Annotated in this window: 21 protein-coding genes; 9 read left to right on the forward strand and 12 right to left on the reverse strand. The window is 61.6% G+C overall.

Annotation, left to right across the window (positions count from 1 at the left end; translation table 11 throughout):
- Nucleotides 1-79: 79 nt before the first annotated feature.
- From ACP7BN_RS09320 to ACP7BN_RS09340, 5 genes are all read right to left on the reverse strand, one after another.
- Nucleotides 80-1,987 (reverse strand): heavy metal translocating P-type ATPase, encoded by a 1,908-nt coding sequence (locus tag ACP7BN_RS09320; RefSeq protein ID WP_426203453.1) that lies wholly within the window; start codon nt 1,985-1,987, stop codon nt 80-82.
- Entirely contained in the window at nt 1,984-3,042 is a 1,059-nt protein-coding gene (hflK, locus tag ACP7BN_RS09325; protein WP_426203456.1) for a protease modulator HflK, read from the reverse strand. Before hflK (ACP7BN_RS09325) ends, ACP7BN_RS09320 begins: the two co-directional genes overlap by 4 nt.
- Nucleotides 3,039-4,085: a protease modulator HflC gene (gene hflC / locus ACP7BN_RS09330; protein WP_426203458.1), complete on the reverse strand. Its 1,047-nt coding sequence runs from the start codon at nt 4,083-4,085 to the stop codon at nt 3,039-3,041. The genes hflK (ACP7BN_RS09325) and hflC overlap by 4 nt, the downstream gene beginning before the upstream one ends.
- On the reverse strand, nt 4,082-6,040 hold the full coding sequence (gene hflK / locus ACP7BN_RS09335; protein WP_426203460.1) for a protease modulator HflK: 1,959 nt from the start codon (nt 6,038-6,040) through the stop codon (nt 4,082-4,084). Before hflK (ACP7BN_RS09335) ends, hflC begins: the two co-directional genes overlap by 4 nt.
- Before the next feature lie 151 nt (nt 6,041-6,191).
- Entirely contained in the window at nt 6,192-6,665 is a 474-nt protein-coding gene (locus tag ACP7BN_RS09340) for an Lrp/AsnC family transcriptional regulator (protein ID WP_420649363.1), read from the reverse strand.
- A gap of 144 nt (nt 6,666-6,809) precedes the next feature.
- On the opposite strand from ACP7BN_RS09340, the gene ACP7BN_RS09345 reads away from it, so the two are divergent.
- Nucleotides 6,810-7,439: a LysE family translocator gene (locus tag ACP7BN_RS09345; protein WP_426203464.1), complete on the forward strand. Its 630-nt coding sequence runs from the start codon at nt 6,810-6,812 to the stop codon at nt 7,437-7,439.
- On the opposite strand, the gene ACP7BN_RS09350 is transcribed toward ACP7BN_RS09345, so the two are convergent.
- From ACP7BN_RS09350 to ACP7BN_RS09375, 6 genes are read right to left on the reverse strand one after another with little or no spacing between them, the layout of a single operon-like run.
- The gene (locus ACP7BN_RS09350; RefSeq protein WP_426203467.1) at nt 7,436-9,574 is read right to left on the reverse strand and encodes a hypothetical protein; all 2,139 of its coding nucleotides are present in this window, start codon (nt 9,572-9,574) and stop codon (nt 7,436-7,438) included. The genes ACP7BN_RS09345 and ACP7BN_RS09350 overlap by 4 nt on opposite strands.
- Nucleotides 9,561-10,757 (reverse strand): DUF3142 domain-containing protein, encoded by a 1,197-nt coding sequence (locus ACP7BN_RS09355; RefSeq protein WP_426203469.1) that lies wholly within the window; start codon nt 10,755-10,757, stop codon nt 9,561-9,563. The genes ACP7BN_RS09350 and ACP7BN_RS09355 overlap by 14 nt, the downstream gene beginning before the upstream one ends.
- Before the next feature lie 51 nt (nt 10,758-10,808).
- Nucleotides 10,809-11,624 carry a class I SAM-dependent methyltransferase gene (locus tag ACP7BN_RS09360; protein ID WP_426203472.1) on the reverse strand — a complete coding sequence of 272 codons (816 nt, stop codon included), beginning with the start codon at nt 11,622-11,624 and terminating at the stop codon, nt 10,809-10,811.
- Nucleotides 11,618-12,532: a class I SAM-dependent methyltransferase gene (locus tag ACP7BN_RS09365; protein ID WP_426203473.1), complete on the reverse strand. Its 915-nt coding sequence runs from the start codon at nt 12,530-12,532 to the stop codon at nt 11,618-11,620. Before ACP7BN_RS09365 ends, ACP7BN_RS09360 begins: the two co-directional genes overlap by 7 nt.
- Entirely contained in the window at nt 12,529-13,833 is a 1,305-nt protein-coding gene (locus tag ACP7BN_RS09370) for a glycosyltransferase (protein WP_426203475.1), read from the reverse strand. Before ACP7BN_RS09370 ends, ACP7BN_RS09365 begins: the two co-directional genes overlap by 4 nt.
- Nucleotides 13,827-15,386: a glycosyltransferase gene (locus ACP7BN_RS09375; protein ID WP_426203477.1), complete on the reverse strand. Its 1,560-nt coding sequence runs from the start codon at nt 15,384-15,386 to the stop codon at nt 13,827-13,829. Before ACP7BN_RS09375 ends, ACP7BN_RS09370 begins: the two co-directional genes overlap by 7 nt.
- A 427-nt stretch (nt 15,387-15,813) precedes the next feature.
- Between ACP7BN_RS09375 and ACP7BN_RS09380 the strand changes: the two genes are divergently transcribed.
- Genes ACP7BN_RS09380 through ACP7BN_RS09415 form a run of 8 tightly spaced genes read left to right on the forward strand, consistent with a single transcriptional unit; the run spans nt 15,814 to nt 24,802 of the window.
- On the forward strand, nt 15,814-16,728 hold the full coding sequence (locus ACP7BN_RS09380; RefSeq protein WP_426203479.1) for a GDP-mannose 4,6-dehydratase: 915 nt from the start codon (nt 15,814-15,816) through the stop codon (nt 16,726-16,728).
- Nucleotides 16,725-17,696, forward strand: coding sequence for a GDP-mannose 4,6-dehydratase (gene gmd, locus ACP7BN_RS09385; RefSeq protein ID WP_426203482.1), 972 nt, complete (start codon nt 16,725-16,727; stop codon nt 17,694-17,696). The genes ACP7BN_RS09380 and gmd overlap by 4 nt, the downstream gene beginning before the upstream one ends.
- Before the next feature lie 3 nt (nt 17,697-17,699).
- Nucleotides 17,700-19,142: a mannose-1-phosphate guanylyltransferase/mannose-6-phosphate isomerase gene (locus tag ACP7BN_RS09390; RefSeq protein ID WP_426203483.1), complete on the forward strand. Its 1,443-nt coding sequence runs from the start codon at nt 17,700-17,702 to the stop codon at nt 19,140-19,142.
- Complete coding sequence (locus ACP7BN_RS09395) at nt 19,143-19,940, forward strand: ABC transporter permease (RefSeq protein ID WP_426203484.1); 798 nt, start codon at nt 19,143-19,145, stop codon at nt 19,938-19,940.
- Nucleotides 19,940-21,193 (forward strand): ABC transporter ATP-binding protein, encoded by a 1,254-nt coding sequence (locus ACP7BN_RS09400; protein WP_426203486.1) that lies wholly within the window; start codon nt 19,940-19,942, stop codon nt 21,191-21,193. Before ACP7BN_RS09395 ends, ACP7BN_RS09400 begins: the two co-directional genes overlap by 1 nt.
- Nucleotides 21,190-22,557, forward strand: a complete 1,368-nt coding sequence (locus ACP7BN_RS09405) for a glycosyltransferase family 4 protein (protein ID WP_426203488.1) — start codon at nt 21,190-21,192, stop codon at nt 22,555-22,557. The genes ACP7BN_RS09400 and ACP7BN_RS09405 overlap by 4 nt, the downstream gene beginning before the upstream one ends.
- On the forward strand, nt 22,541-23,671 hold the full coding sequence (locus ACP7BN_RS09410) for a glycosyltransferase family 4 protein (RefSeq protein ID WP_426203490.1): 1,131 nt from the start codon (nt 22,541-22,543) through the stop codon (nt 23,669-23,671). Before ACP7BN_RS09405 ends, ACP7BN_RS09410 begins: the two co-directional genes overlap by 17 nt.
- Entirely contained in the window at nt 23,672-24,802 is a 1,131-nt protein-coding gene (locus ACP7BN_RS09415) for a glycosyltransferase family 4 protein (RefSeq protein ID WP_426203491.1), read from the forward strand.
- A 4-nt stretch (nt 24,803-24,806) separates the two neighbouring features.
- On the opposite strand, the gene ACP7BN_RS09420 is transcribed toward ACP7BN_RS09415, so the two are convergent.
- Nucleotides 24,807-26,837 (reverse strand): pyridoxamine 5'-phosphate oxidase family protein, encoded by a 2,031-nt coding sequence (locus tag ACP7BN_RS09420; protein WP_426203493.1) that lies wholly within the window; start codon nt 26,835-26,837, stop codon nt 24,807-24,809.
- Nucleotides 26,838-26,869 lie beyond the last annotated feature (32 nt).

The following is a 26,869-nucleotide window of genomic DNA, read 5'->3' on the forward strand; positions in this document are numbered from 1 at the left end:
ATCGATTTGATCGCCGCGATCTATCAGCCGCGCAGGCTGCAACAGCCTCCGTATCCTTGCATCAGGGTCCACGAAACGATCAGTTCTGCTGTTTAAGCTTTAGCAGCGGTTCCTGAAAACGCAACAAACGCCCGGCATTGCCCAGCACCAGCAGCGTGCTCAGGTTGTGCAACAACGCCGCGATCATCGCCCCCGCAGCGCCGAGCCAGCCGAACGCGGCGAACACAACGATGGCCAGCGTCCAGCCCAGACCGATGATCACGTTGACCTGCAAAGTACGTCGGCACTGGCGACTGAGGCGCACACACGTACCGAGCCGGCGCAGGTCACTGCCAATCAACACGATGTCGGCCGACGCCAACGCGATGTCCGCACCGCCCGCACCCATGGCCACGCCGACTACGCCGGCCTTGAGCGCCAGCGAATCGTTGATGCCGTCACCGACCACCATCGGCCGGAAGCCGTTATCGATTTCCTTGAGTACGCGGTTGAGTTTGTCTTCGGGCAGCGCCTGAGCTTCGACTTCATGCAGGCCGACATCCCGGGCCAGTGTCTGCGCGACGCTTTGGCGGTCGCCGGTCAACAGCAGTTGCCGCCCAAGACCCAGTTCGCGCAACTCGTTCAAGGCAAATCTGGCTTCCGGTTTCACCGTATCAGCCAGCAATAGCCAGGCAAGGAATTCCCCGTTCAGCGCCAGACCGGCAATCGGTCCGTCGTGTTCGGGAACTGCTGTGGTGACAATGCCCAGTTGCGCGAACAATTCAGGACGGCCCAAAGCCGCTTCACCCTGTGCAGTCATCGCCACTACACCGAGGCCTTGGCGTTCGTGAACATCAGTCAGCGGCAGAACCTGTTCGGCACTGACTAACCCCGCCAACGCCCGACTGACCGGATGGCTGCTGGCGGCACCGAGACTCGCGGCCAGCGCCCTCACCGAATGTTCATCCGCACCCGCGGCGTCGATCGACTGCAAACGCAAAGTCCCGTAAGTCAGCGTCCCGGTCTTGTCGACCACCAGTGAAGTCAGGTCAGCCAACTCTTCCAGAAATGCCGAGCTGCGAATCAGGATCCCATGCCGCGCCGCGACCGCCACGCCGGCAATCGCCGTGGCCGGCGCCGACAACACCAACGCGCATGGACATGCCGCCACCAACACCGCGAGCATCGCTTGCGCGTCATTGGTAATGAACCAGGTGACCGCAGCCAGCAGCAACACCAGCACCATGTAGCTGCCGGCATAACGCTCCAGCAACCGAGTGATCGGTGGCTTCGAGCGCTCAGCGTTCTGCATCAGCGCGATGACTTTGCCCAGCGTCGATTCGTCCCCGGTGCGTGTCACTTCAATGCGCAACAGCCCATCGAGATTGATCGCCCCGCCGAACACCGCCATGCCGACGCCCGCCTCGACCGGCACCGACTCGCCGGTAATCGAAGCCGTGTCGAGACTCGCCTGACCCGAGAGCACGCGACCGTCGGCCGGTACGCGATCACCCGCGCGCACTTCAACCTTGTCGCCAGCCTTGAGCGTGCCGTTATCGACTTCGATGATCGAGCCGTCGGCCTGAACTTTACGCGCGTGGCTGCGGGTCAATTGGCCCAGTGCGTGAATCGCCTCTTGCGAGCCAATCACACTGCGCTCTTCCAGCACGTGGCCGAAGATCATGATGATCGGCAGCAGCGCCGCCGTCAGCAGATCACCGGTCGCCCATGCCCCGAGCATGGCCAGCGCGATCAACTGATCGGTGATGCCATGCAAACTCGGATAACGCAGGCTGTACCACGCCGAGCGCATCACCGGTACCGCGACTAATAAAGAAGCAAAACCCAGCAGTAACTGACTGACGCCGGTTTGCTCGGGCACCAGCCAACGCCAGATCAACCCTAAACCAAGCAAGCCGAGAGCGAGCATGGCCAAAGTCAGTTGGCGCGCGGCGCGGCGTTGTTCGGCCGAGGACAGCAGGCTCGGTGCAGCGGTGGTCGCGCTCATTTACTGGCTCCCTGAATGATCAGGCGGGAATCGTCTTTCGGATTGACCGTAGTTACCGAACCGGCCTGGCCGAGAATCTTCGGCATGCGCTCGCGGTACAAACGCAGGAGCATTTGCGGATCGGTGCCTTGCTGTTGCGCCTTGGCCAAACCCAGCACTGTGGCCGTGTCAGCCGAGGCTTGAGCCAGGCGTTCACCGGCCTGCGCGTGGGCGACTTGCAGCGTGCGGTCAGCTCGTTCGTTGGCAGATTGAGTGGCTTTTTCGGCTTCCGTACGGGCATTGGCCACCGCTTTGTCGGCTTGTTGACTGGCGGTGAGCACCGCATTGAAAGCGCTGATCGCCGCTTCGGGCAGGCTCGATTGCACATCGACTCGCGCCACTTCAATGCCGATGCCCTGCCCGCTGGCCTTCAATTCGGCCAGACGTTTGTTGATGCCTTGCACCAGATCACCGCGCAGTCGTTCGCGTCGTTCGGCTGCCTGACTATCGGAGCCGATCAGTTCTGGTCGCGCGACCAGAATGGTGTCCAGATCGCGCGCCGCGGTCAGGGCAAGCGCACTGCGCGTGACCAGTCGATCCAGCGCCGGCAGCACGTGATCGCTTTGCAGCACGAAATCGTATGGATCAGTGACCTTGTAAAACACCCGCACATCCAGCTCTACCACTCCGGCGTCACCGGTCAATAAATAACCAGAACCGGCCAGCGCATCGCTCAGCGGAGTGGCGAAGGTTGCTACGCGATCAGCCTGCAAAGCGACGTCGCTGCGCAGAAGGTTTTCCACTCGGCGTTCGATGACGCGGTCTGCCGCTGGTAGCAGAACCACTTGTTCGAACGGCTGTGGCCAGGCCAGTAACAGACCGGCGTTTTGAATGCGATCCAGTGCGCCGAAGTGCAAAACCACCGCGCGGTTCTGCGGGTCGATTTGCCGAACGTTGGAGAATGCCCAAGCCAGTGCCGCCAGAATGGTCACCGCGTACAGCGCCCAAAATGCCAAACGTCCGGCCTGAATCCACGGGCTATTTAGCGAGTTTGTTCCACGTGGAACTTCACTCATGGCTGCGATCCGGTTTTGCTGTCGAGAGTTGGCGGGCCATCCACCAGCACGCGAAATGGTGCGGCGTCGGTGCGCAAGATCAATTTGGTATCCGGAGTAACGATGGTGCCGAGGGTATCCAGCGATCGCAGCAGGTTATACAGCTGCGGCGAACCGGCGTAGGCGCGACCATAAATCTGCGCGGCATCTACTCGCGATTGCGCTTCGATTTCCGCCGCTTTCACTGTGGCATCCGCCTGCACAATTCGCGCATCGCGCTCGGCAGCAGAACGGATTTGCGCCGCTTCACGTTTGCCGATGGCCGTGCGTTCGGTGGCGATGGTTTCACGCTCGGCGCGCATCCGGTCGACGGTTGCAGTGAGCGTTACCGACGGCAAGGTCAATCGTTCGATACCAACTTGCACCACGCGCACGCCGTAAGTGGCGAGCAATTGCTGATCGATTTGCTGACGCAGCTGCGCTTCGAAATCGGCGATCTGTACTTTGCTGGCATCGGTGTTCACCAGATTCGCCAGATCAAAACTGCTGGCGGTGGTCTCCAGAGCCGAGCCAACAAAGGTGCGAATTTGCCGCGCTGCTTCGTCCGGTTGGTTCTGCACCGCACGCATGAAGCGCTGCACATTCTGCGGATCGCCCTGCACCTGCCACGCTACGTAGGCTTGAACAATGATGCGCAAACCATCGCGCGTGCCGACATCCTGCAAACCGCTGGAGGTGGTGCGCAGGCGCAGATCGACCGGGATCGCCGCTTCGAACGGTGCCGGCCAGCGCCAGCTCAAACCCGGCTCCAGCAACACGCGCGACGGATTACCGAAACGTGTGATGACCGTCGCTTCACCGGAGCGCACTTGCACAAGACTCGCCGCGGCAATGGCAAACGCTACCAGCAATGCGGCCCAACCCATGCGCCGCCAAGGAAACGGCCCGGCTTCTTCCGGCGCGCCATGATGGTGGTGGTGATGGCCGTGATGTGCGCCGCCATGAGCATGACCGTGGCCGTGGCCGCTGTGGTCATGGTGATCGTGAGTGTGCGACTGGCTCAATGGGCGACTCCTGGTTGAGCGGTGGTGCGCGCCGGCGTCGGGTCAGCCGGCAGCGTGAACGTACGCAGGTCGATGGTCGGCGCATTGCTGCTGCCGCCGAGGCGATGGTCGAGTATCAGCAACTTGGCGTTGCTCAAGCCTTGGCTGAGCTGACTGAGATATTGCTCCAGCACAAAAGCCTGACCGGCGCTCGCATAGGCCTTTTGCTCGGCGCTGAATTTCAGATCCGCCGCGCGCGCCGTGGCCTTGGTTTCACGAGCGTTGGCGCTGGCCTGATCCTGCGCGAGGCTGGCTTGCAGTTGTGCCTGATTACTGGCTTGCGCAGCCGCGCCGCGCTCACGCGAGATCAGCGCTTGTGCGCCAATCTGCGCCGCTTGCACGCTGTGATAGGCATTGGCCGCACCGGCCGGTGGATGAATCGCTTCGACCACGGTGGCAAGAATTTCCACGCCGCTGTCGAGTTTTTGCAGATCACTTTGTACCGCTTGGCCAATCTCCTCGCCCAGCCCTACCCGGTCCTGACCGAGCAAACCGTCGAGGGTGCGCGAGGCAAAGTCGTGCACCAGGATTCGGCTCGCAGTACTGCGGATCAACGTCGGCACATCGGCAGTGTTGTAAGTCGCCGCCAGTGCGGCTTGATCGGTCAGGCCGATGCGATAGACGAAGCGCACGTCCATATTCACGATCTGAAAACTCTGCTGATCGCCCCGGCTGCTGGCGATCACTTGGGACTTATCGTTGACATGGCTGGCGTCCCACAAGCGGTTGGCGCTCAGCGGCGCGGGACCTTCAGTGGGATCAAGTTGCACCGGCGCAGGATTCTCGCCAACGCTGGTCGCGAGTTCATGCACCACGCCGTTTTCCACGTTAAGTACGCGTCCCAACGGCCACGGCAGACCGGCGTGCAAACCCGGGCCGAACACCTGCACCGGTTTGCCGAAACGCTCGTAAATGCCCCGGCTTTGCAGCGGAATTTCGTGAATGCCGGTGAGCAGCCACCCGACCGCCGCCACCAACGCCAGCACCGGCAAAAACGCCCGGCGCATATAGCTGAAGGCCCAGATCTGCCGTAGATCGATGCCGAAGCGGTTGTGCAATTCGTGCTGTAAAGCGAGCAGCGGTCGCGGCGGCCAACGCAGCACATCCGCAACAAAACTGCGCGCCAGCAACGACGGTTCGAGTTGTTCACGGCGCGGGCTGAACAGCGACAGCACAGCGCGCAGCAGAAACTCCAGCGCGACCAAACCCGGCAAAATGCCGATCAACACCGCCAGGCGCACTGGCCAAACAGCGCTGTCACTGGCGAACAGCAGACACACCGCGCCGAGCACCAGACTGATGATTGCCACGCGCGTGAGTTGCGCCAGCGTTCCGGCTTCGGGCCACTGCGTCGGATTTTCCTGCGCCAGTTGCCGCTCCAGCACCAGCAAACCGAACGCCAGCAACAGCGCAATCGCAGCACCCACCGTCGCCGACAAACCCACGGCAGCAGCTGGCAGCGCAAGATTCCATACCTGCTCGATACTGAAGAGGATCAACAGTGCCCAGGCACCCAGCCACAACGTCGCCGCGCCAATCTGCCCGAGCAGATGCAGACTGCGCTGACTCATGCGATCGAGCAGCCGTTCGTACCAACCCTGCGGCGCAGATGGCTCTTGCGCAACCAGCACCGCCGCCACCGGATTGAGCACCCGCGCGCGCCACTCGGTTACCCATCGAGCAGACTGCATTCCGGCAACCAGTACCAGCAACGCTGCACTCTGGTTGACCAGCAGCGCAGGCCACAGCGACTGCGGCGCAAACAGCCCGGCAAAAAACGCCAGCACCCACCCGGCCCCGGCCAATCCACCCAGCCCGAGAACCCATCGCCGCAACCAGCGGCCCTGCGCCGCTGCTTGTTGAAAGCGCGGCAGACCGGTCACTTGCGTGCCTTCCAGCTCCAGATCGACTTGCATATTCCCCCGACAACCCTTGGTACATCGCACATAGCGTTACGATATAACGAAAGTCGTGAAATATTTGTATTCATTTGCGCTATTCAGGGACGCGAAACCTGTCGCTTGCCTGAAGCGTTGCGCGAATATTCGGGGCGGGGGCAGAACAGCTTCAGGTCGGCAGATGCTCCAGCGGCAACGCACCCGGCGCTTTCACCGTGTGAATCGCGAAGTTGCTGCGGATGTCACTCACGCCCGGCAGCTTCAACAGACAACCGCTGAGAAAGCGGTCATACGCGCGCAGATCCGGCACCACCACTTGCAGCAGAAAATCCGATTCGCCAGACACCAGAAACGCCGAGATCACTTCCGGCAGCGCCGTCACCGCGCGGTAAAACGCCTCGGCCTGTTCATCGTTGTGCCGTTCGACTTTCACCCCGACAAACACCGTCAGCCCCAGCCCGACTTCATCGCGATCCAGATTAGCCTGATAGCCGCGAATCACTCCCGCCTCCTCCAGCATGCGTACCCGGCGCAGGCACGGCGAGGCAGACAAGCCGATCTCGTCCGCCAGTTGCACGTTGCTCAGGCGGCCGTCACGTTGCAGTGCGGCGAGAATCTTGCGGTCGAAGGCGTCGAGTTTCATGCTTGGCAGATCCTGATGGTGACAACGGAGAAAAGCAGCAGATTATGCCAACCTGAAGGCTTTTTGAAGCTGACTACGCACGCACCTGCCCCGCCCTTCGGCCATAGACTGAAACGACCGAATCGACAACGAAAGGCGCGCCACATGGCAAATCTCTGGCTGTTTTTCCTGGCATTGGCGGTGGTTTATCTGTTGCCCGGGCCGGACATGATCCTGCTGTTGCAAACCGGCGCCCGCGAGGGTCGCGGTGCGGCATTGGCCACCGCGACAGGCTTGGCGGTGGCGCGGGCGTGTCATGTGGCGTTGGCCGCGTTAGGCCTGGCGGCGCTGTTCAAGGCTGCGCCGTGGACCTTTGATGTGGTGCGTCTGGCGGGTGCGGCGTATCTGTTGTGGATCGGCATTCAGTGCCTGCGCAGCACGCTGTTGCCGGAAATCAACGCCAGCGCCGTACCTGAGCGTAAGGCGCAATGGCGCGAGGCGATTCGCCGAGGCTTGCTGACCAACCTGCTGAATCCCAAACCGCTGCTGTTCTGCTCAGTGTTGCTGCCGCAATTCATCGTCGCCGACGGCGCGCCGGTGCTGACGCAGTTCGCTGTGCTCGGCGCCATGCTGGTTGGCATCGGGCTGTTGTTCGACAGCGCCTACGCCGTGACCGGCGCGGCGCTGGGTCGCTGGTTGCATCACAACCCGACCGCCCAGCGCCTGCAGCAATGGCTGTTCGGCAGTTTGTTGATCGGCTTCGCCGTACGCCTGACCTTCGTTCAGCAGGTTTAGGCTTTGCGCGCCTTGCGCTGACGACGGGTGATCAGCAGCAACGCAACGCCGGTGATCAACACAATCGCACCGATCTGCACCGGCCATTTATATGGCCGCAGCGTTGAGCGCACAGAGTCCGTCACTTGCGTCACGTAACGCTTGTCGGCGTTTTCGAAGTCGGGATACGGACACTGCTGGCCGAAATAACCACCCCACGGCATGTAGGGGCCTTCCTTCACATAACGCTGATAAATAGCACTTTGCTCTGCCATGCTGCTGTTGAAGCCTGCGGCATTGCACAACACAGCGGCGAATGCCTGACTGGTATGCGGCAAGTTATCCGCCGCACGACTGGCCAGCGCGGTGGCGACGAATCGATAGTGGTAACGCTGATCCGGCTGCGCTTGACTGGCTTTCTGGCGTTGTACCTCGGCCTCAGCCACCAACGGCCCGACCTTGAGTTCGGTGGTTTCCAGGCTGTAATTGCCGCCGAACGTCGCGTAATCCGGCGCCATCTCGTAGCCAAGAATATCCATGCCCCACTCGCGGGCCGTCCACGCGGCGTTGTACAGCGCGCTGGCACGTTTGGTCGGCCACCATGCCGAATCAGCCTTCAGGCGTTGCTGGCCGTAGAGTCTGGCCTTGTTCTGCAAATCGGGATTGTCGAAATAACCGACCGCGTCCTCGTAATGCCCTTCGCGCAGCAGGCGCCGGCCGAGCAGATTGCGCAGGCTCGCTGCCACCGCCAACGGTACGTAATTATCGCGATCCTGCTGGCTCAGCGCAGGAGGCGCTGGCACTTGTGTGTCGACGTAGTGCTTGAGTTCATCGACCGTCAGCACCCGCTCGGCCACTGTCGCGGCGTCGAACCAGTAGATGCTCTGGCTGCGATACAACTGATCGAAGGCTTGCAGGTATTCGCCGCGTTGCAGGGCGAGAATTGCGCTCTCGCCTTCGACCCGGCACTTCGGTTGCAGCGATTCCAGCGCCCAGTCCGTGGTGCGTCGTTCGCCCCAGGATTCGCCCTGCGGGAACGCCTGCGCGGCTTTGGCATAGGCGGCCGCTGCGGCATTTTTATCGCCATCGCGCACCGCCAGTTTCGCCCGCAGCCACCAGGCCAGACCGCTGTCCCCTGCGTGTTCGAGAAAGCCCTTGGCACTGGCGTAATCGCCTTGGCGATAATTCATCGCGGCCAGTCGATCAGCATTGTCGAGGCTGCCGCGCGTGCTGTTTTGCAGCAGTTTGACCAGTTTTTTCTCGCTCGGCGGTTCTTCGCCATATGACCAGCCGAGACGGCTGACCAAGTACGCCGTCAGCAGTTTCTGCACGCCTTCATGCCGCATCAACTGCGCCAATTCTGGCTCGGGCATTTCTGCCAATTCGTTGGCCAACTGCTTCAACGAGGTGTATCCGACCATCGAGCCATGCACGCTCTGCGCCGCATACAGTTCGATGGCGCGATCCCAGCCCCCGGCGAAGCGCTCTGCCCGCGCTTCTTCACCGAGGCTGGCAACGCCCAGCCCCAGCGGATCGCTGAAACCGTCGATGCTCAGTTGCCGTGCCTGACGGAACGCAGCAATAGCCTCTTCCAGCGGTTCCAGCCGATCGTTCGCCTCGGCACTCATGGCATACAGCGCGCGCCCTGCGGAATACGCCGCCCAAGTGCTGCGCAGTGGTCGCTGTTCGGCCGGCAGCGCCAGCAGTTGGCGGAAATACTCGACCGCCAGTTGCTGATTGCCTGCGTTGAACGCCACCGCACCGGCCACGTACAGACGGATTTCCGCTGGCAGATTGCTGCCCTGAGCAAAGGCTTCCCGCGCATCGCTCAAGCCGCGCAGGCTCCGGACCAACGCTTGCTGCGGCCCGCTCAAGCCGGACATTTCCGCTTTGTCGCGTTGCTCGGCGGGGTCGCTCGGTTCGGCGTAGAGCGTACCCGGACTGTCAGCGTCGGGAGTCAGATTCTTCAGCCCGGCGATGGACTTGCCGAGACGATTGATCTCGAAGTTGAAATTGCCCGCAGGCAGCTCCGACATGGTCTGCCCACGGTTATCGAGCAGGCGCGCCGGGAAATCCGGGCCGCAGGCCAGCGCCGAACCCAGCGGCAGGCTGAGGCTCAGACAAAGCAGATGGCGGGGCCAGTTACGGGTCAACATGCGAAGCTCCTTGATCAATATGTGCACAACGCGCCCAACCGATGGCGCGCTGCTTGCCCGCCGGCAACCGACCGTCGTGCAGGCGCGTGAAGGTAAGCAGATCCGGGCTTTGTTGCAACGTATAACCGGCCAGTGCATCCGCCCCCTCACAGCCACTGACTGCCACGCTCAATCGCGCGGGCCAGGGCGCGTCGAGATTGCCCTGATTGCCCAGGCTGATGTCGTACAGATCGCCTTGCGCGGTGATCGTCACAGCGAAATGGCTGGTCAACGCATCGCCTCTGGACACCGCGCGCAACGTGGTCAGACTCCACGCCCGGCGATCATGTGCCAGCGGCAGGCGGAACCAGATCAGCCCTGCCAGATGCGACGGACGATCGTCACGCAACGCTTGGGCGAATTGGCTCAGTTGCAACGGATCGGCAAGCAACTCCCGCCGCTCCCCGCCCTGCCCGACCGGCACTTCACTTTCCACCACTGGCGCCCCGCCGTCGTCCGGCAGCAGCGCCATGCCATACTCGGGCAGAGCGAGATAAAAGGGTTTTTGCGTGACTCGCGCCCAGGCTTTTGCCCAACGTTGCGCTTGCTGCGGATCGAACAGTCCGCGCCGTGGATCACTGACCGCGTGCACCTGCAGCACGCTGCTGTCGACCGTGGCCAACAAGGCTGGCAGTTGCGCACTGTCGAGCCACGCCGGCAGTGCGGTGATGCTCAACGGCAACGATGCGGGCAACGCAGAACGCAGATGTGCAAGGAATTCGCGGTAGGCCGGCAGCCGCGCATTCCCGGCATCGTGGTCAATCTCCACCCCGGCGAGTGTCAGGCCCTGCTGCTGCCAGTCATCAATAACCTGAAGGATCTGCGCGGTAACCTGATCCTGATCCAATGACTTGAGCTGACCGTCGAGACGGATCACTGCAATCAGCGGGCGGCCATCGTCCTTGAGCAATTGTGCATTGATTCGCGCACGGCTCCATCCGGCACGCGGGAAGGCCTGCAACGCCAACACGCGCAACGTCGAAAAATCGCCGCGGCTGTCCTTGAGCGCAGGCTCGTGGGCCGGCGTCCACTGGCGTTGCCAGATGTAGAGCTGCTGGTCGAGCGGCGCTGCGTCCTGCCGCTCGCAAGCAACCAGCAGAAACACAGCTGCCAGCAGGCCCGAAAAACCCACGATAAAGCGCATACCTTTGCCAACCCCGTCATCACAAGGCTGCAAGGGTACACAAAAAAGTTGTTACGGCTTGCGCGCGATAATCACCTGACTTTTTGCCACCACCCCGTCCAGCGCTTCTTTGATCTGCGCCCCACGCGGCGAGTCGAGCACCGCCTGCCAGGTCTCGGCCCAGTGGTTGAGCAGCGGGTGATCCGGGTTGTGCAGATCGACCTTGGCATCCCAGAACAGCAGCATCCACATCGACCAGTAAAACCCGTACTGGCTGTGGCTGATGATCTCCAGACCGGACTCGCTGACCATCAGCTTGAACTGTTCTTCAGTGATCACGCGGATGTGATTCGGCTTCTCGAAATACGCCGGCGCAGCGATGCCCTTTTGCAGATCCTCGGAACTCGGATGCGGCACGCTCAGCAAGTACAACGCGCCCGGTTGCCCCACGCGTACCAGCTCGGCAAGGAACTGCGCCGGATCATCGACGTGTTCGAGGACTTCGGTGGACACCACCCGCGTCGCCGTGGCATCGGCGATCGGCAGTGGGTTGCCGTCCGTCACATGGCACTCGACACTTTGCGCCGTGGTTTCGCCCAACCGCTGGCGGGCCGCATCGATTTTGCTGGCGTCGATATCGGCGACGATCAGCTTCGCGCCGCGCATGCCGCAGAACTGCATGTTGCCGCCGTCACCGCAGCCAACGTCCAGCACCGTGTCCTCGGCCGTCACCGGGAAGCCTTTGTATAGCTCGCCGGTGAAATTGTTGAACCAGCCGCTGAGCATCGCGTCGCGCAAACCGAGGTCGAACGCGTTGATTGCGGGCGCTACCGGCGCGGCTGCCGGTGCAGGCGTCGGCGCCGTGAGTTTCTTCAACAGTCTCAGCATGGGGTGGCTCCAGAAATAGCGGATGGCGAAGCAGCATGCGGTTTGCGAGCGATGATCACCTGACTCTTGGGCATCAGTTGGTCGAGCACCTGCTTGATTGCCGGGCCGTCGGGTTGCGACAGCAGGTCGTGCCAGGTGCGCGCCCAACTCTCCATCAATGGCGGATACGGCGCCTGAATCCGGTCGCGTACCGCACCGTCCAGATCACGTCCGGCCGCACGCTCGCTGGCCCAGAAAAAAATCATCCCCATCACCCAGAAGAAGCCGTTGACCTGACGATGCTCGATCACCAGACCCGCGTCCTCGACCAGCGCCGCGAAGCGCTCCGCCGTGAAAATCTGCACATGATTGGGTGACTGGTAATAACTGGCCGGGGCGATGCCCTTTTGCAAATGCTCGCCGACCGGTGCCGGCACGCTCAGCAGATACTGCGCACCGGGCTGGCCCATGCGCACCAGCTCGGCCATGAACGGTTCGGGATCATCGATGTGCTCGAGCACTTCCATGCACACCACTTTGCTCGCGCAGCCATCGGCCAGCGGCAACGGCAGGCTGTTGCTGACTAACCCGAGATTGGCCTTGGTCGATTGCGCATCAACCTGCCGGGCGAGTTCGCGCACTTTGTCGAGTTCGCTGTCGGTAAAAATCACCGAAGCGCCCTGACGTACGGCAAACAGTGTGGCCACGCCTTCGCCGCAACCGACATCAAGCAAAGTGTCGTCGGCGCCGATGGCAAAACCCTTGAGTAACTCACCTGTATCGCCGCGAAACCAGCCATCAAGGACGGCGTCGAGCAGGCCGATATCCCGCGGCGAAACGCGCTCGGTTAGCGGCTCAGGAGTCGGCGTCGGCGCAGGTGGCGCAGGTGGCGCAGCGGGCATCAGGCGTCGGAGCAAAGCGCGGATCATGAGGCAGGCACCTGCGCGGCACTCAACGCACGGTGCTCGAACAGTTGCGCGAAAAAATCACCCAGACGCTGCTCAGCCACGGCCTGACTGCAAAATGCTTGCAGGCTCGACACCGCTTGCTCAGACATTTGCGCATAGCGTTGCGGCTGGTTTTTCGCGACCTCGTAGCTGGTGCGATAAGCGCTGCACACCGACGCCCAATTGGTCATGTAGCGCAGCGTGCGAAACGCCTTGCGCGGGTCGTGCGGCCAGGCCGTGAGTTCATCGGTGGAATCGACCACGAACGCATTGTCTGCGCTCAGATAATCGATCATCGCCGTAGTACGCGGCGCCACCGCCGGTTTGCCGCAGGACATGAATTCCATCAGCGGCAGACACTGACCTTCACCATAGGACGTGTTGACCACGTACCGCGTGGCCTGCACCAGCCGCTCGTAATCGGCGTCGGCGAGATAGCCGTAAATCAGCACGATGCGGCAGCGGTAAGACTGATTTTTGTACAGATGATGAAGAATGTCGCCAAGCGCTTCTTCAGCATCGTGATGAGTGAGCTTGAGTACCAGCGTGGCGTCCTCGACGTCACGAAAGGTCACGCAAAACGCGCTGAGCATGTCTTCCCAGTTCTTGCGGCCGTCACCCGGATTGAACACCGAGGTGTACACCACGCCGTCCAATACCAACTCCTGCTCACTGACCGGTGCCTCGAAATCGATGCCTGTGCCACGTCGCAAATGCTCTGGACCGAAGGCGTCGAGGTCGAGCTGGCGACTGTCAGCCACCAGCCCTTTGATCATCAAGCGCACCGACCCCGTCGAAGGCTGGCCTTGCAACTGCGCACCGCGCGCCGCGAAGCGATCCCACACCGGCGCCGGCACCGCGACAATCGGATAATCCGCGCCCATCGCCGCGCGCACCGCGTTGACCGTGTAACTGGAATGGGTGATCGCCGCTCCGCAGGCTTGCAACACCGTGCGCCAGTCATTGCGCGGCTCGCCGGCAAATGGCTCGTTGGGAATGGTGCTGAACTCCCAGGCGAACACCGGCAGTGTCGGGCAGGCCAGATGGATCGGCGTGCGGTGCGGCGGCGAGAACGACAGGAACACGCACGGCTCGCCGCGCGCCACGCACTCCAGATACAGCGTGTCGACCTCACGCGCCGGATCAGTCACTTCGATCACCCGGCCGAGACGTTCGAGCACCGGTCGATATTCCTTGAGCACGAAGTAATAGCTGTACTCCGAGCGCCCGAGATTCTGCGCGATGGTGTGCTGGTTGGTTTCCGAATGAATGATGATCAGCATGCGGTGGTATCCGTCACGGGGCCGACGTCGACGCCCTCAGGCACGAGGCCGAAAAAATCTGCCATGCGCCGCTGCACTGGGGCAAACGCGCAGTATTCGTGCATGCGTTCGACAGCCGCGATGGACATGCGCCGGTAATCCTGCGGCTGGTCTTTGGCCATGTGGTAGCTGTTTTCGTAGGCGTTTTTCAGCGAGTTCCAGTCCGGCCGGTGACGCAAGGTGCGGTAAATGATGCGCGTGTCCTGCGGCCAGATTGTCAGTTCTTCGCTGGACTCGACGACGAACGCCACCGAGTCGTCAATGTAGTCTTCCATCGCCGTGTGATCGGGGGCGATCACCGGTTTGCCGCTGGACATGAACTCCATCAATGGCAGGCACAGCCCTTCGCAGCGCGAGGCGTTCACGTAGAAACTGGCGGCGGCGTAGAGCCGGGCGTATTGCGCATCGTCCAGATAACCGTGCAACACCAACACCCGGCAGGCGAACGGCGACAACTGCGCGAGCAGCGTCATCAGCTCGCTGTAATACGAGGACAAATCGCTTTGGGTGATTTTCAGCACCAGCGTCGCATCAGGCGTTTCGCGAAAGGCCCAACAGAACGCGGTGACCAGATGATGCCAGTTCTTGCGGCCATCCCTGGGGTTGAACACGCTGACGTAGATCACGCCGTCGACCGTGGTTTCGACCACCGCAGAACTATCCGGCAGATCCAGCGGAGCCGGCTCGGCCACGGTCACCGCGTGCGGCCCGGCGATGGCTGGCAGCCGTTGTTCGAGCCAGGCGTGGGCCTTGTCCGGGAACAGATCGCGCAGTCCTTCCCAGTACCAGTTATGCAGAAACGTCGTGCGCCCGACCGGCTCAGCCTGAGGAGGATTCAGCGCCCACAGGCGCAAATAATGACGGGCAATGACCAGGCGGCGTTTGAAGGTCAGCGGTGGCGGCCGCTGTGCCTCGATTTCCGCCAGTTGCTCAGGCGTCAGCGGTTTGGGCAGCAGGTCATCGGCGCACAGCCCCAACGTGCGACTGTCGAAAATGCAGCCCTTGATCGCCAGGGCCGCGCCGGGATTGATCGGCACACTGAGGTGTTGCTCGCGAATGGCGGCGAAGTTTTCCCACAATGGAGTGGGCAGCACCAGCACCGGAAAATCTTCACCCATGGCGCGGCGAATCGCGCGTGCGGTATGGCTCGACAGCGTAATGGCCCGGCCCTGGCGCGCGAGCATCTGCGTCCAGTCGTGACGCGGATCGTTGTCCCAGGACTCGTCGGGGATCGAATCGAATTCCCAGGCAATCACGCAGATCGTCGGGCACTCGAGAGCGGACGGGGTGTTCTGCGGCGGGGTGAACGACAGGAAAACGCTGTCTTCGCCAGCAGCGACCAGTTGCCGATAGAGCGGATCAACCTCGCCAGCAGACGACACAACATGCACGCGCCCGAGGCTTTCCAGCACCGGCCGATAGGCCTTGAGCACGAAGTAGTAACTGTATTCCGGACGTCCGAGACTCTGGCTGATGGAACGGTCGTTGACGTCCGAATAAAGAATGAAGTTCATGGCATCCCACGCTGAAACCGCCATCCCGGCAGCCTCACGCTATGACGGCCGAGCGTCGGATCGAACCGCCATCAGCGGTGCTCGTCCTGCGTCTTCGGGGCACGTCTCTGTTCTTGTTTTAGTGGTCGGTTTTACCCTGTCGTGCGATTCCTCTGCAGAACCTTGAAGAATCGCGACGAGGGGCATTCTAAACACATCCGTTGCGGTTCCGTGAACCGCCCGACGAGAAAAATCCAGCTACTCTGACGAGAACTGACCAGTCACGATTTGTCCTGTTGAAATTGCTGCGCAATTGGCACAGATTGGCAGCCAAACAACTACAACAAAGACTTCACCTGCCGTTCTGCCCGGTTTTTCCTACGTTCTGTCAGACATTTCTGGTAAGCCTGTGGGAATAGGTGAAAGTCAAAGACCAAGGGGTCGCTGTTTGAAAAAAAGTCTGTTCATCACGGGCCTCAGTGGGTTCGTGGGACAACACATCCAGTCACGTCTCAACGCGCAAGACGCGTCGTGGCAACTGCTGCCTGCCGCATCAGCCTACGACCTGACAAAACCGGACAGCCTCATCGACCTATGGCCGCAACTGCCTGATGCCGTCATTCACTTGGCCGGCCAGACATTCGTACCCGAAGCCTTCCGTGATCCCGCGCGCACCTTCGACATCAACCTGCTCGGCACCCTCAATCTGTTGCAAGCGCTCAAGGCGCGTGGCTTCAAGGGAACGTTCCTGTACGTCAGCTCTGGCGACGTCTACGGTCAGGTCGCGGAATCCGCGTTGCCCATCACCGAACACCAACCACCCTGCCCGCGCAACCCGTACGCGGTGAGCAAACTGTCGGCCGAATTCCTTTGTCTGCAATGGGGTTTGAGCGAAGGTTTGCGGGTCTTGGTGGCGCGGCCGTTCAACCATATCGGCCCGGGGCAGAAAGACAGCTTCGTCATCGCCAGCGCCGCACGGCAGATCAACCGCATCAAGCACGGTCTGCAAGCGCCGCAGCTGGAAGTTGGCGACATTGACGTGACGCGCGACTTCCTCGATGTCAGTGATGTGATTTCGGCTTATTTCGCGCTGCTGGAAAACAGCACGCCAGGGCAGATCTACAACATCTGTTCCGGGCGCGAGCAGAGCATTCGCAGCCTGATCGAACAGATGGGCGACCTGGCCGAGGTCGAGATGAAACTGGTTCAGGATCCGGCGCGCATGCGTCGCGCGGATCAGCGTCGCGTTTGCGCAAGCCATCAAAAGCTCAGCGAAACCACAGGATGGACGCCTGCAATCACAACACAACAATCCCTGCGGGCGATCCTGTCCGACTGGGAGAAGCGAGTATTACAAGAATGACAAAAAGTGCATTGATCACAGGGATCACCGGTCAGGACGGCGCGTATCTGGCCAAACTGTTGCTGGACAAGGGCTATAAGGTTCACGGTCTGGTCGCACGGCGCAGCAGCGATTCGCGCTGGCGCCTGCGCGAGATGGGCGTTGAAGCCGATATCGTCTACCTCGACGGCGACATGGCCGATGCCTGCTCGGTGCAGCGCGCGGTAATCAAATCGGCGCCGGACGAGGTGTACAACCTCGCCGCGCAAAGCTTCGTCGCGGCGTCCTGGGATCAACCGGTGACCACCGGCATCGTCGATGGCCTGGGCGTGACTCACCTGCTCGAAGCGATCCGCCAGTTCAGTCCGCACACGCGTTTCTATCAGGCCTCGACCAGCGAAATGTTCGGCCTGATCCAGGCTGAGCAGCAGGATGAGAACACGCCGTTCTATCCGCGCAGCCCGTACGGCGTGGCCAAACTCTACGGCCACTGGATCACCGTCAACTACCGCGAAAGCTTCGACCTGCACGCCAGCAGCGGCATCCTGTTCAACCACGAATCACCGCTGCGCGGCATCGAATTTGTTACGCGCAAAGTCACCGACGCCGCCGCCCGCATCAAGCAAGGCAAACAGCACGAGCTGAGCCTTGGCAACATCGACGCCAAACGCGATTGGGGTTTTGCCGGCGACTACGTCGAAGCCATGTGGCTGATGCTGCAACAGGACAAGCCTGACGATTTCGTGGTCGCCACCGGCGTGACCACCACCGTGCGCGAGATGTGCCGCATCGCTTTCGATCACGTCGGCCTCAACTACCGTGATTACGTGAAGATCGACCCGGCATTCTTCCGTCCGGCCGAAGTTGAAGTACTGCTCGGCAACCCGGCCAAGGCGCAGCGCGTGCTGGGCTGGAAACCGAAAACCGATCTGGACACCCTGATCCGCATGATGATGGATGCGGACATGAAACGCGTCGCCAAGGAGTAGGCCATGCTGATCCCCGTGATTCTGTCCGGCGGTGCCGGGACTCGTTTGTGGCCGGTGTCCCGCGAGGGCCATCCGAAACCGTTCATGACCCTGCCCGACGGCCAGTCGCTGCTGGGCAAGACCTACCGGCGCGCGGCCGCGCTGCTCGACGGTTGGGGCGACATCGTCACGGTGACCAATCGCGAGTACTACTTCCAGAGCAAGGATCACTATCAGGCCGCGCGCCTGTCGCGCCATCGCGGGCACTTTGTGCTGGAGCCGACCGGGCGCAATACCGCACCGGCCATCGCCGCCGCTGCCCTGTCGCTGCAAGCGTTGCATGGCGATGAAGCGATCATGGTGGTGATGCCCGCCGACCATTTGATCGTCAACGAAGAGGCGCTCAAAAGCGCGGTCGAACACGCCGTGCAATTGGCCAAGGACGGTTATCTGGTGACCTTCGGCGTAGTGCCGAACGCTCCGGAAACCGGCTTCGGCTACATCGAAACCGGCGCGCCACTGGATGCTCGCGGCGCCGCCAAAGTGCAGCGCTTTGTGGAAAAACCCGATCTGCAAACCGCCACTCATTATCTGGAAAGCGGCAACTTCCTGTGGAACTCGGGGATGTTCTGCTTCACCACCGCAGCCGTGATCGCCGAGTTGCAAAAACACGCCCCCGAGTTGCTGGAACAGACCCGCGCCTGCATGGCCGTCAGCGATCCAGTGGAAACCGGTGGTTGCCTGCAACAGGAACTGTCAGCCGAACTGTTCGCCGCGATCACCGACATTTCCATCGACTACGCGCTGATGGAACGCTCGGAAAAAGTCGTCGTGGTGCCCGCCGGTTTCGACTGGAGCGACATCGGCTCCTGGGGCGCAGTCGCGGCGCTGGTACCGGCCGATGCCGACAACAACCGCACCAGTGGCGAAGCGATTTTCATCGACAGCCACAACAACTTCGTACAGAGCGAAGGCCGTCTGGTAGCCGCCGTGGGCGTGGATAACCTGATCGTCATCGACACGGCCGACGCCGTTCTGGTGGCCCATGCCGACCGCGCGCAGGACGTGCGGCGCGTGGCTAAGCAGCTCAAGGACAAATCCCACGAAGCCTATCGCCTGCACCGTACGGTCAGCCGCCCGTGGGGCACCTACACCGTGCTCGAGGAAGGCCCGCGCTTCAAGATCAAGCGCATTGTGGTCAAGCCGGGGGCCAAGTTGTCGTTGCAGATGCACCATCATCGCAACGAGCACTGGGTGGTGGTCGAAGGCATGGCCAAAGTCACCAACAATGGCAGCGGCACCACGCTGGTAGCCAAGAACGAATCGACGTTTATCGCCGCCGGACACAAGCACCGCCTGGAAAACCCCGGCGTGATCGATCTGGTGATCATCGAAGTGCAAAGCGGCGAATACCTGGGCGAAGACGACATCGTGCGCTTCGAAGATCAGTACGGCAGGACGGTTTGAATGCTGCTTTCCCTGTACCGCTCGCTGCACAGCTACCGTGGCTTCATCCTCGGTAGCGTGCAGCGAGAGTTTCAAGCGCGGTATCGCAATTCGCTGTTCGGCGCGCTGTGGACGGTGCTCAATCCGCTGTCGATGATCATCGTCTACACGGTGATTTTTTCGCACATCATGCGCGCGCGATTGCCCGGTGTGGACGATGGCATGGCCTACAGCGTGTACCTGTGCGCCGGTCTGCTGACCTGGGGTCTGTTCTCGGAAATCACCCTGCGCAGCCAGAACATGTTTCTGGAAAACGCCAACCTGCTGAAGAAGATCAGCTTCCCGCGCATCTGCTTGCCGGTGATCGTGCTGATGAATGCCGGAATCAACTTCGCGATCATCATCGGTCTGTTTCTCGGTTTCCTGCTGATTACCGGACGCTGGCCGGGCATGGCACTGTTGGCGTTGCTGCCGCTGTTGGCGCTGCAAGTGCTGTTCTGTGCCGGGCTGGGGATGATTCTTGGCGTATTGAACGTATTTTTTCGCGATGTCGGGCAATTGTTCGCCATCTGCCTGCAATTCTGGTTCTGGCTGACGCCGATCGTTTACCCGATCACGATCCTGCCGGAATGGGTACAGCGTCTGCTGCAACTCAACCCGCTGACCAACCTCATCGGTAGTTATCAGAACCTGTTTCTCTACGGCCAATGGCCGGTGTGGAGTTCGCTGCTGCCGATTTTCGTCATAGGCCTGCTGTTCTGCGCAATCGGTCTGCGCCTGTTCCGCCGCCGGGTCGGCGAAATGGTGGATGAACTCTGATGGGGCACATACGCGTCACCGGTCTGGGCAAGGCCTACAAGCAATACCCCACGCGCTGGAGCCGACTGGCGGAATGGCTGATCCCGTTTTCGCCGCTGCGTCACCGTCAACACTGGGTTTTGCAGGATGTGAATTTCGAGATCGCCCCCGGTGAAGCGGTGGGCATTGTCGGCGTCAACGGCGCTGGCAAAAGCACCCTGCTGAAGATGATCACCGGCACAACTCAACCGACCTGCGGGCAGATTCAGCTTGAGGGTCGAGTCGCTGCGTTGCTGGAACTGGGCATGGGTTTCCATCCGGATTTCACTGGCCGGCAAAACGCCATAATGGCCGGGCAACTGCTCGGTATGCAGGTCGAAGAAATCGAAACGCTGATGCCGGACATCGAACGTTTCGCCGAAATCGGCGAAGCCATCGATCACCCGGTGCGCACCTATTCCAGCGGCATGCAGATGCGCCTGGCGTTCAGCGTCGCCACCGCGCGGCGTCCGGACATTCTGATCGTCGACGAAGCGCTGTCAGTCGGCGATGCGTACTTTCAGCATAAAAGCTTCGACCGCATTCGCAGCTTCCGCAAGGCCGGCACCACGCTGTTGATTGTGTCCCATGACCGCTCGGCGATTCAGTCGATCTGCGACTCGGCGATCCTCCTCGAGGGCGGGCGCATGGCCATGCACGACAAGCCGGAAGCGGTCATGGATTACTACAACGCCCTGCTCGCCGAACGCGAAGGCCAGACCGTGCGCCAGGAAACCCTCGCCGGCGGCCAGGTGCAAACCGTGTCCGGCACCGGTGAGGCCGGGATCCTCAGCGTGCGCCTGCTCGACGAACGCGAGCGCTCGATCGACGCGGCTGAAGTCGGCCAAGCGGTGGTGCTCGAGGTGCAGGTCGAGATCCGCCAGGACATTGAACGGCTGGTGCTCGGTTTCATGATCAAGGACCGCCTCGGTCAGGCCATGTACGGCATCAACACCCACCGGCAGAATCAGGCGCTGGACGATTTGCATGCGGGTGAGCGCATTACCTACCGTTTTGCCTTCGTCATGGGCCTGGGCAAGGGTAACTATTCGGTGGCGTTGAGCCTGTCGCGGCTGGATTCGCATCTGGATCGCAATTTCGAATGGCGTGACTACGGGCTGGTGTTCCACGTGATCAACAACCGTCAGGAGGACTTCGTCGGCTGCTCGTGGCTGGGGGCAAAAACCTCGATCACTCGCAGCGCCGAAGCCGTGCTCACGGAGCGCGCGCCATGACTCGCCTGCTGGTCGAATGCACGCATGTGTTCAAACACCCGAAAATCAATTCGGGGATTCAGCGCGTGGTGCGCAACGTCATCCAACAACTGCCGCCGAGCGCGCGGGGCGTCGAGTGCCTGCCGGTGGTGGTGCTCAAGGGCAAGCTGTACCGCGTGACGCGCCTCGCGCCGCTGGACTCACCGATTTTCAACACGATTGTGACCTTCGGCGAACGCTTCGAACGCCTGGCGCATCGCTTCTGGCAGCTCCATCAGCGCCTCGACAGCCGCTGGCGCAGCAAAACACTGCGGCGTCTGTTGTACGTCGGTTACCGGCTGACTTCGTTCGGCCTGTTCGGCATCCCGTTGCGCCTGATCGAGCAGATCAACCGCTATCAATTGCCCCAGCGCTGTGAGCCGCTGCAACACCAGCCGGGCGATCAGTTGGTGCTGCTGGATTCGTCCTGGCACTCGGATTTTTTCCTGCATGCCGAACGCCTCAAGCATGACGGCGTGGGCATTGTGGCGGTGATCTACGACCTGATTCCCTTATCGCATCCGCAGTTTTACGACACGCGGCTGGTCGAGGTGTACGGCGAATGGTTCGACTGGATCAGCCGCAACGCCGACGGCTACATGGCAATTTCTGCAACCGTACGCGATCAGGTGCGGGCAGAACTGCAGCAGCGGATCGGCACAGCCGAAGTAGAAAAACGCTGGTTTGATTTCTTTCACCTCGGATCGGAACTGGATCTGCGCAGCGCCGACGCCGCGGTCGAGCCGCGTTTGAAGCAGATGTTCACCCGCCCCGAGCCGGTGTTCCTGATGGTCAGCACCATCGAGCCGCGCAAGAACCACGACTACCTGCTGGACGCCTTCGAACGCGCCTGGGCTTGCGGCTCGCAAGCGCGGCTGTGCATCGCCGGACGTATCGGCTGGAAATGCGACGCCCTGCTCGCCCGGATACGCAACCATCCCGAGCTGAACCGCCGACTGTTCATGTTCAACGATCTGAGCGACACCAGCCTTGAACACGCCTACGCCCACGCCAGCGCGCTGGTGTTTCCATCGTTCGTCGAAGGCTTCGGCCTGCCGCTGGTGGAAGCCATGCAGCGTGGCTTGCCGGCGATGGGCAGCGACATTGCAGTGTTCCGTGAAATCGGTGGCGAATTCATGGCCTATTTCGATCTGCACGACCCGCAAAGCCTTGCCGATCTGGTGACCGGGTTTGAGCGCAGCGGCGAGTTTCCCGCCGCGCGCAATGTGGCCGATTGGCAATGGATCGGCTGGCGCGAGGCGAGTCTGCAACTGGCGGAGCGCACCGCGCGCAATGTGCTTGAGGCGCCGACGGCGCAAGCGAGGGCCTATGCGCATTGCCCTTAACGCACGCATTCTGCAAGCACCGCGCACCGGCATTGGCCAGTACGTCGCCGAACTGGTCAACGCGTTGCGCAGCGAGAATGATGTCGAGGTGGCGCTGTTCCACGGCTGGGGCTGGAGCTCGCAACTGCCCGACGCGGCGATGCCCGGTTATTCGCGTCTGACGCCGCTGCTGCGGCAGATCCCCGGCGCCTATCAGGCGCGCCGCTGGCTGGAGCAGAAACGCTTCGATCAGGGCCGCGCTCAAAACATCGATCTGTATCACGAACCGAGCCTGTGGCCGCTGGCCTTCGACGGTCCGACCGTGATTACGCTGCACGATCTGACCCATCTGCACTTCCCCGAGACCCAGCCGCCGGCGCGGCTCAAGGAAATCGAGCGACGGCTGGCCATTGGCGTGCAGCAGGCGCAAGTCATCCTCACTGACTCGCAAGCCATCGCCGACGAGGCGCAGGCGTATTTCGCCCTGCCCGCCGAGCGTTTCGTGGTGGCGCCGCTGGGCGTGGCCGAGCGTTTCCATCCACGCGAGCCGCACGCCATCGACGCCGTGCTCAAGGCGCATGCGGTCACCGCGCGCGAGTACTTTCTGTGCGTCGGCACGCTGGAACCGCGCAAGAATCTGAGCCTGGCCCTGCGCGCTCACGCCTTGCTGCCCGAAGCCGTGCGCCAGCGTTTTCCGCTGTTGATCGTCGGCATGGCTGGCTGGCAGCGCGAGCAGTTCAGTGACGAGCTGCACCAGGCGCTGGCGTGCGGGCATGTGTGCCTGCTCGGTTATCTGCCAGATGAACAAGTCGCGCAGCTATTGGCCGGCGCTCGATCGCTGATTTTTCCTTCACTGTATGAGGGCTTTGGCTTGCCGGTTCTGGAAGCGATGGCCAGCGGCACACCAGTGGTGGTCACCCGTTCTTCGGCGATGCCGGAGGTCGCGGGCGCTGCCGGCAACTATATTGAAGCTGACGATGCAGCAGGCTTGCGCGACGCAATGAGCCAACTGATCGACGATCAAGCGCATTGGCAGGCATGCCGAGAAGCCGGATTGCACCAGGCACGGCTTTTTTCCTGGACACATTGCGCGCGGGCCACGGCCAGCGCCTATCGCCAGGCCATGGGAGGTTGAATGCGAGTTCTTCATTTTTTCAAAACGTACCTGCCGGATTCGGTCGGCGGTATCGAACAAGTGATCTTCCAGCTCTGCGAAAGCGGCGCCGCGCACGGCATCGAAGGCCAGGTGCTGACCCTGAGCACCGATCCAGTGCCGCCAGTGGTCAAGCTCGGCCAGCACGAAGTGCACCGGGCCAAACTGGATATTCAGTTTGCCTCCACCGGGTTCTCCTGGAGCGTGTTCAAGCAGTTTCGTGAATTGGCTGCCGAGGCCGACGTGGTCAATTACCATTTTCCGTGGCCGTTCATGGATCTGGTGCATTTCACCAGCGGCGTGAATAAACCTACGGTCGTGACCTATCACTCGGACATCATTCGTCAGAAGCACCTGTTGAAACTCTACCGGCCACTGATGAACCGGTTTCTGTCCAGCGCCGACCGGATTGTCGCCGCGTCGCCAAACTACCTGCACACCAGTGATGTGCTGCAGCAGTTTCATGACAAGACCCGAGTTATCCCGTACGGCTTGAACAAGGCAGGTTATCCACAGCCCGACACCGAACGGATGAATCACTGGCGGCAGAAGCTTGGGGATAAGTTTTTTCTGTTCGTTGGAGTGATGCGTTACTACAAGGGTTTGCACATCCTGCTGGATGCGTTGAAAGACGTGGATTACCCGGTAGTGATCGTCGGCGCCGGTCCGCTGGAGCAGGAACTGCATGCGCAAGCCGCTGCGCTGGGGCTGCGCAATATCCACTTCCTCGGGCGCCTGGGCGATGAGGACAAGGTCGCATTGCTGCAACTGAGCTATGCCATCGTGTTTCCGTCGCATCTGCGCTCGGAGGCGTTCGGCATTTCCCTGCTGGAAGGTGCGATGTACGGCAAGCCGATGATCTCCAGCGAGATCGGCACCGGCACCAGCTACATCAACATCCACAACGAGACAGGCCTGGTGGTGCCGCCGAGTAATCCACAGGCCTTCCGCGAGGCGATGCGCACCCTGTGGGAAAACCCGACCCGCGCCGCCGAAATGGGCGTCAAGGCTGAGGCCCGTTACCGCCAGTTATTCACAGCCGACGAAATGGGCCGCAAGTGGACCGAGCTGTATCAGGAGTTGCTGGCGGAAAAATCCCTGTCGTACGCCTGAACCCTCACAGATCCAGCACCAACGGCTGCGCACTCTGTGCCGGCACCGCACAGCAAATCAGCACTTGTCCCTCCTCCGGCACTTCCGCCGGGGGCTGTGGATAATTCACCGCGCCGCTGATCAACCGCGTCCGGCAGGTGCCGCACGACCCACCGCGACAGCTGAACTCCGGGAGCAGGCCACGGCTTTCCGCCAGCTCCAGCAGGCTGCCGCCATCCGGTTGCCAGCGCGCCTCTTTCGCCGAGCGTTCGAACACCACTGACACCGATGTGGTCGCGGCGGGTAATTGTTCGATGACGATGGCGTCCGGATCAGCCTGGCGCTTGAGCGTCGAGGGACCGAAGGTTTCGGCGTGGATCTGCGCATCGCGTACGTCCATCTCGCGCAGGGTGTCGTACAAACCCTGAGTAAAAGCGCCTGGACCGCACAGCACAAAATCGACCTGATCGAAATCTTCGACCGTCAGCAGGTTACGCAGCAGTGCACCGTCGATTCGCCCGCGCAAATCGTAATCTTCGCCCTCGATCAAATCGCTCTCGGGCTGACTGAGCAAGCGCAGCACGCTTACGGCATCGCCTGAGTCTTCAAGCAATCGATCAAGCTCCGCCACGAACGGCTGATCGGCCAGGGTGCGCGAACTCTGGATGAACCAGGTCGGACGAATGCCCCGCGTGCGCAGTCCCTGATACACCACCTCGCGCAGCATCGACAGCAACGGCGTGATTCCCACCCCTGCCGCCAGCAACACCAATGGCCGATGTTCCAGCGGCGCCACGGTGAAATGCCCCTTCGGTGCGCGCGCCTCGAGCACATCACCGACGCGGATTTGTTCATGCAGGTGTCTGGAAACCAAACCGTCACGCTTGACGCTGATGCGGAAGAAATCGTCCGACGGCGCACTCGACAGACTGTAAGTGCGAATCTGCGATTCACCATTGAGGCTGAAACGCAGCGGCAGATGCTGACCGGCCATAAACACCGGCAGACCGGCACCATCATCTGGCTCAAGATAGATCGAGCGAATGTTCTGACTTTCCGCCTGGATGCGCGTGACACGCAGGGGCCGCCAGCGATCGCCCAGTGCCTGCGCCTGCAAGCGTGCCTCGGCCTGCGCCCAGTTGCCGGTCAACAGACTGGTCGGCGACATGCCGTCGAAGCGCCAGCGCAACGCCAATGCTGCCGGGCGTCGCACCAGTTTTTCCACTTCGAATGTCCACAAACGCTCGGCGCCCTGAAAGGCTTCGATCTGCGGCCCCTCAAGAACGATTTCAGTGCGCCCGGTGAGTTGCAGCACATCGCCTGTGGAAAAGTCGATGAACAGCAACCCGGCCCGGGGATTGAGCAGCAGGTTGCCGAGGGTGTTGAAGTGCAGGTTGCCGGCGAAGTCCGGGATGGTCAGGCGATTGCCTTCGACGCGGACGAAACCGGGCTGCCCGCCACGATGGGAAACATCTACAGCGCGCTGTCCATCGACATCGACGTAACTGGCGACGAAGAAGGTGTCGGCGCTTTCGATCATGGCGACGGCGGCGTCATCCAGTGCCTCCAGGTGCTGAGCAGGTCGCGTCGCCGGATCACTTAGCGGGACGCGCTGAAACTGGCGCAATTGGATGTATTGCGGGCAGTTGCCGAAGGCTTGATCGACTGTCAGATCGAAACCTGTCGCGCGCAGATTGGCGACATGCCCGTTGAGCCGATTGCGCCGCCGCGTGTGCAGTTCGATTCCGAGCAAGCCGATTGCCGCTCCGTCCTGCAACTGTGCCGGGTCGTCGGCCGCAGGCTGGCTGGCGAACTGCAACACAGTGGGTTCAGGCGACCGGGCGAAACCCGGCGCGCCTTCGAGCACGCTGGCCCAAGGGTAGCCATGCGCGTCCACCGCGCCGTACAGCATGAACGGCAATTGCTGATAGAACTCACGGTGCTGATCCGGCATCCAGCTGCGAATCACCTTACGCCCGAACTGCTCCATTCTTTCGGCAACACCGACATGTGCCTGCAACTGCTGTTCGCCAGCGTGCCACGGTGAACGTTCCATCACGACCTCTCCCCCGCGCCATTGGCACAGTG

Origin of the sequence: Pseudomonas sp. TWP3-1 (assembly GCF_049896625.1) — a bacterium.
Lineage (GTDB): Bacteria > Pseudomonadota > Gammaproteobacteria > Pseudomonadales > Pseudomonadaceae > Aquipseudomonas.

Bases quoted from the DNA above. Each gene is read 5' to 3' on its own strand.
- ACP7BN_RS09350 (WP_426203467.1), bottom strand. From the start codon at position 9,574: ATGTTGACCCGTAACTGGCCCCGCCATCTGCTTTGTCTGAGCCTCAGC.
- ACP7BN_RS09420 (WP_426203493.1), bottom strand. From the start codon at position 26,837: ATGGAACGTTCACCGTGGCACGCTGGCGAACAGCAGTTGCAGGCACAT.
- ACP7BN_RS09365 (WP_426203473.1), bottom strand. From the start codon at position 12,532: ATGATCCGCGCTTTGCTCCGACGCCTGATGCCCGCTGCGCCACCTGCG.
- ACP7BN_RS09340 (WP_420649363.1), bottom strand. From the start codon at position 6,665: ATGAAACTCGACGCCTTCGACCGCAAGATTCTCGCCGCACTGCAACGT.
- ACP7BN_RS09405 (WP_426203488.1), top strand. From the start codon at position 21,190: ATGACTCGCCTGCTGGTCGAATGCACGCATGTGTTCAAACACCCGAAA.
- ACP7BN_RS09410 (WP_426203490.1), top strand. From the start codon at position 22,541: ATGCGCATTGCCCTTAACGCACGCATTCTGCAAGCACCGCGCACCGGC.
- ACP7BN_RS09360 (WP_426203472.1), bottom strand. From the start codon at position 11,624: ATGCTGAGACTGTTGAAGAAACTCACGGCGCCGACGCCTGCACCGGCA.
- ACP7BN_RS09395 (WP_426203484.1), top strand. From the start codon at position 19,143: ATGCTGCTTTCCCTGTACCGCTCGCTGCACAGCTACCGTGGCTTCATC.
- ACP7BN_RS09390 (WP_426203483.1), top strand. From the start codon at position 17,700: ATGCTGATCCCCGTGATTCTGTCCGGCGGTGCCGGGACTCGTTTGTGG.
- ACP7BN_RS09375 (WP_426203477.1), bottom strand. From the start codon at position 15,386: ATGAACTTCATTCTTTATTCGGACGTCAACGACCGTTCCATCAGCCAG.
- ACP7BN_RS09415 (WP_426203491.1), top strand. From the start codon at position 23,672: ATGCGAGTTCTTCATTTTTTCAAAACGTACCTGCCGGATTCGGTCGGC.
- ACP7BN_RS09355 (WP_426203469.1), bottom strand. From the start codon at position 10,757: ATGCGCTTTATCGTGGGTTTTTCGGGCCTGCTGGCAGCTGTGTTTCTG.
- gmd (WP_426203482.1), top strand. From the start codon at position 16,725: ATGACAAAAAGTGCATTGATCACAGGGATCACCGGTCAGGACGGCGCG.
- ACP7BN_RS09370 (WP_426203475.1), bottom strand. From the start codon at position 13,833: ATGCTGATCATCATTCATTCGGAAACCAACCAGCACACCATCGCGCAG.
- hflK (WP_426203460.1), bottom strand. From the start codon at position 6,040: ATGCAAGTCGATCTGGAGCTGGAAGGCACGCAAGTGACCGGTCTGCCG.
- ACP7BN_RS09345 (WP_426203464.1), top strand. From the start codon at position 6,810: ATGGCAAATCTCTGGCTGTTTTTCCTGGCATTGGCGGTGGTTTATCTG.
- ACP7BN_RS09320 (WP_426203453.1), bottom strand. From the start codon at position 1,987: ATGAGCGCGACCACCGCTGCACCGAGCCTGCTGTCCTCGGCCGAACAA.
- hflK (WP_426203456.1), bottom strand. From the start codon at position 3,042: ATGAGTGAAGTTCCACGTGGAACAAACTCGCTAAATAGCCCGTGGATT.
- ACP7BN_RS09400 (WP_426203486.1), top strand. From the start codon at position 19,940: ATGGGGCACATACGCGTCACCGGTCTGGGCAAGGCCTACAAGCAATAC.